Source organism: Sandarakinorhabdus sp., from assembly GCF_041689835.1.
Lineage (GTDB): Bacteria > Pseudomonadota > Alphaproteobacteria > Sphingomonadales > Sphingomonadaceae > Sandarakinorhabdus.
Window position 1 is genome coordinate 1 of record NZ_JBDNFM010000148.1, and the last position, 3716, is coordinate 3716.

The following is a 3716-nucleotide window of genomic DNA, read 5'->3' on the forward strand; positions in this document are numbered from 1 at the left end:
ACACGCCAGACACCGTGGTAGTCGAGGGCAATCACCATTTTCCCGCCGATTCCGTTGACCCGGCGCTGCTGCTGCCGAGCAGCACCACCAGCGTGTGCGGCTGGAAAGGCACCGCCAACTATCGTTCGCTGGTGGTGGACGGCAAAGAGAACCGCGACGCAGTGTGGTGTTATGCCGATCCCAAGCCGCAAGCCGCGCAGATCAAGGGCCGGCTGGCCTTTTGGAAGGGCGTGAAGGTCACGGGCTGACGCTTGGCAGGTTACGGTTGGCAGATGACGGTTGGCAGATGACGGGGACGCCCCAAGCCGCTAAAGCCAGCGCATGGCTATCCTCGTCATCGACAACTACGACAGCTTCACCTTCAATCTGGTCCATTATCTGGCCGAATTGGGGGCTGAGACGATCGTGGTGCGCAACGATGCGCTGACCACGCAAGACGCGATGGGCATGCGCCCCGAAGCGATTCTGCTTTCGCCTGGCCCGTGCACGCCGAACGAAGCCGGCATCTGCCTTGCGCTCATCGCTGCTGCCGCCGAAACTCGCATCCCCTTGTTTGGCGTGTGCCTGGGCCATCAGGCGTTGGGGCAAGCATTTGGGGGTATCGTGGAGCGCGCACCGCAGGTGATGCACGGCAAGGTGAGCGCCATCACCCACGATGGCAGCGGCGTGTTTGCCGATATTCCCAGCCCGTTCGAGGCGGCGCGCTATCACAGCCTGACCGTGCGCGAAGCTGGCCTGCCCGCCGATCTGGTGGTCAACGCCCACAGCCCGGATGGCTTGATCATGGGCATGCACCACCGCGAACTGCCGCTGCACGGCGTGCAATTCCATCCCGAAAGCATCGCTACCCAGCATGGCCACCGGTTGCTGGCAAATTTCATGGCGCTGGCCGGGTTAAGGCCGGATCTTTCGGTCACGGCATGAGCGGGCTTCTCGATCCAACCCGCCCGCTGGATGATGGCGCAGCGGAAGAGGCATTTGCTGCAATTTTTGACGGCAAGGTGGACGATGTTGCGCTCGCTGCGTTTCTCACCGCGCTGGCAGACCGCGGCGAGACGGTGGGCGAAGTGGTCGCTGCGGCCCGCGCCCTGCGTGCCCGCGCCATCCAGCCGTTCCGTGCGCCGGACGCGTTGGATGTGTGCGGCACTGGCGGTGACGGGATGCACAGCCTCAATATCTCGACCGCCGTCAGCCTCGTGGTGGCGGCGTGCGGCGTGAAGCTGGCCAAGCATGGCAACCGCGCCGCCTCCTCCACCAGCGGCGCGGCGGATGTGCTGATGGTGCTGGGCGTGCCGGAATTGCCGATGGACCGGCTGGGGCCGTGCCTGAACACGGTGGGCATCACGTTTCTGCATGCCGCCCGGCACCACCCGGCGATGGCGCGGGTGGCGCCGGTGCGGCGCCAGTTGGCGCGGCGGACGATCTTCAACCTGCTGGGGCCATTGTGCAATCCGGCTGGTGTCGATCAGCAATTGCTCGGCGTGTTTGCCCCCGGCCCGGTGCCGCTGATGGCGCAGGCGCTGTCGCATCTGGGCAGCCGCGCCGCGCTGGTGGTGCACGGTCAGGGGTTCGACGAAGTGGCGATTTCCGGTGAGACAACGGCCGTTGCGCTGGTAGCAGGTGCCCTCACCCCGCGCACGATCGCGCCGGCAGACGCTGGCCTGCCGCGTCATCCGAACGAAGCACTCAAAGGCGGTACGCCGGCGTATAATGCACAACGTTTGCAGGCACTTCTGGCCGGACGCGCAGATGCATATCGCGACATGGTGCTTTTGAATGCCGCCGCCGCCTTGACCGTGGTCAGACCTGGTCTCACGCTGCCGCAGGGTGCCATTCAAGCTGCCGCCGCCATTGACAGCGGCGCCGCTGCCGATGTCCTTTCTCACTGGATTGCCTTTCGATGACCGATACACTCGCAACGATCGTCGCCCACAAGCAGGCCATCTATGTCGCCCGCAAGGCCGCGCGCAGCCTCGCCGATGTGGAGGCAGCGGCCCGCACCGCCGATGCCCCGCGCGGGTTCGTCAACGCGCTGCACGCCGCGCATGCCGACGACCGTTTTGCGTTAATTGCCGAATGCAAGAAAGCCAGCCCGTCCAAAGGGTTGATCCGCGCCGATTTTGATCCCGCAGCCTTGGCCCGCGCCTATGAAACGGGCGGCGCGGCCTGTTTGTCGGTGCTCACTGAAGACCGCTGGTTTTTGGGGCATGATGATTATCTGGTGCAGGCCCGCGCTGCCTGCGCGTTGCCGGTCATCCGCAAGGATTTCATCGTCGATCCCTATCAGGTGGTCGAAGCCCGCGCGCTGGGAGCGGACGCCATCCTGCTCATCATGGCGGCGCTGTCGGACGCGCAGGCGGCTGAACTGGAAGCGCTCGCGATTGCGTGGGGCATGGACGTGCTGATCGAGGTGCACAACGCCGCAGAACGTGACCGCGCGCTGGCGCTGAAGACGCCCTTGCTCGGCATTAATAATCGCAATTTGAAGACGTTGGAGGTTAGTCTCAAGACAAGTTTTGAACTTTCAGATACGCTTGGCAAGATGCTGGTTGCCGAATCCGGCTTGTCCTCCCACGCCGATCTCGCCGCGCTGGCAGGCGTGGGCATCCGCACCTTCCTCGTGGGCGAAAGCCTGATGCGGCAGGACGATGTGGCGGCCGCTACCCGCGCCTTGCTGGGCCTCCCCGCGTGAGCAGGCTGACCCACCTCGATGACAGCGGCGCGGCGCGGATGGTGGATATCAGCGCCAAAACCGCCACGAGGCGCGAAGCGGTGGCCGAAGGATTCATACATGTTGCGAAGGACGCTTTGCAAGCCATTGCAGATCAAGCGGTGAAGAAAGGCGACGTGCTCGCCACCGCGCGCATCGCCGGCATCATGGCGGCCAAGCGCACTGCCGATCTGATCCCGCTGTGCCATCCGCTGCCCATCGACGCGGTGAGCGTGGACCTCGCCATTGAAGCCGCAGGCATTCGCGCCACTGCCACGGTTGCTACCACCCATGGCACCGGCGTGGAAATGGAGGCGCTCACCGCCGTGTCCGCCGCGCTGCTCACCGTGTACGACATGGCCAAGGCGATGGACCGCGGCATGCGCATCGACGGCATCCGCCTGCTGAAGAAATCCGGTGGCAGATCAGGGGATTTCGCGGCAACATGAGCGGTTTGCTGCCCTTTGCGGCAGCGCTGGACCGGCTGCTGGCCGGGGCGGAGCCGCTGCCGGCCGAGATGGTGGTGCTGGAGGATTGCGCCGGCCGCGTGCTCGCCGAAGACGTTACCGCGCACCTCACCCAACCGCCGTTCGCTGCTGCCGCGATGGACGGATATGCGATCCGCTGGGCCGATCTGCAGTTGCCGTGGCGGGTGGTGGGGGAAAGTGCAGCCGGGCATGGCTGGGCCGGTACGGTGGGTTCAGGCGAGGCGGTGCGCATCTTTACCGGGGCGCCGCTGCCGGCCGGAGCAGACGTGATCGTGGTACAGGAAGAGGTAACGCGGGACGATCGCGCCGATGGCCCTTGGGCGCGGCTGGTTGGCGAAGGCCCACCGCGCATCGGAGCGCATATCCGCGCTGCAGGGCAGGATTTTGCTGGCGGGGATGGCCTGATTGCTGCCGGCACACGGCTGGGCGCGGTGCATCTTGGCCTGGCGGCTGCCGGCGGCCACCGGGCGCTGCCGGCGGTGCGGCGCCCGCGCGTGGTGCTGATTGCGACCGGCCGT

At 65.9% G+C, this 3716-nt stretch carries 5 protein-coding genes and 1 pseudogene; all 6 read left to right on the top strand.

The window, feature by feature from the left end:
* The first annotated feature begins 14 nt into the window (after positions 1-14).
* On the top strand, positions 15-248 hold the full coding sequence (locus tag ACESL8_RS08120; protein WP_372917672.1) for a DUF427 domain-containing protein: 234 nt from the start codon (positions 15-17) through the stop codon (positions 246-248).
* A 73-nt stretch (positions 249-321) separates the two neighbouring features.
* Positions 322-924, top strand: coding sequence for an aminodeoxychorismate/anthranilate synthase component II (locus ACESL8_RS08125; protein WP_372917664.1), 603 nt, complete (start codon positions 322-324; stop codon positions 922-924).
* Positions 921-1904, top strand: coding sequence for an anthranilate phosphoribosyltransferase (gene trpD, locus ACESL8_RS08130; protein WP_372917666.1), 984 nt, complete (start codon positions 921-923; stop codon positions 1902-1904). Before ACESL8_RS08125 ends, trpD begins: the two co-directional genes overlap by 4 nt.
* On the top strand, positions 1901-2692 hold the full coding sequence (gene trpC / locus ACESL8_RS08135; RefSeq protein WP_372917668.1) for an indole-3-glycerol phosphate synthase TrpC: 792 nt from the start codon (positions 1901-1903) through the stop codon (positions 2690-2692). The genes trpD and trpC overlap by 4 nt, the downstream gene beginning before the upstream one ends.
* Positions 2689-3159, top strand: a complete 471-nt coding sequence (moaC, locus tag ACESL8_RS08140; RefSeq protein WP_372917670.1) for a cyclic pyranopterin monophosphate synthase MoaC — start codon at positions 2689-2691, stop codon at positions 3157-3159. The genes trpC and moaC overlap by 4 nt, the downstream gene beginning before the upstream one ends.
* Positions 3156-3716, top strand: a pseudogene (locus ACESL8_RS08145) (molybdopterin molybdenumtransferase MoeA); the annotation flags it as partial. The gene moaC and the pseudogene ACESL8_RS08145, both read left to right, overlap by 4 nt.

What these genes read in the sequence shown, in the direction of transcription:
- trpC (WP_372917668.1), top strand. Translation starts at nt 1,901, where the DNA reads ATGACCGATACACTCGCAACGATCGTCGCCCACAAGCAGGCCATCTAT.
- trpD (WP_372917666.1), top strand. Translation starts at nt 921, where the DNA reads ATGAGCGGGCTTCTCGATCCAACCCGCCCGCTGGATGATGGCGCAGCG.
- ACESL8_RS08125 (WP_372917664.1), top strand. Translation starts at nt 322, where the DNA reads ATGGCTATCCTCGTCATCGACAACTACGACAGCTTCACCTTCAATCTG.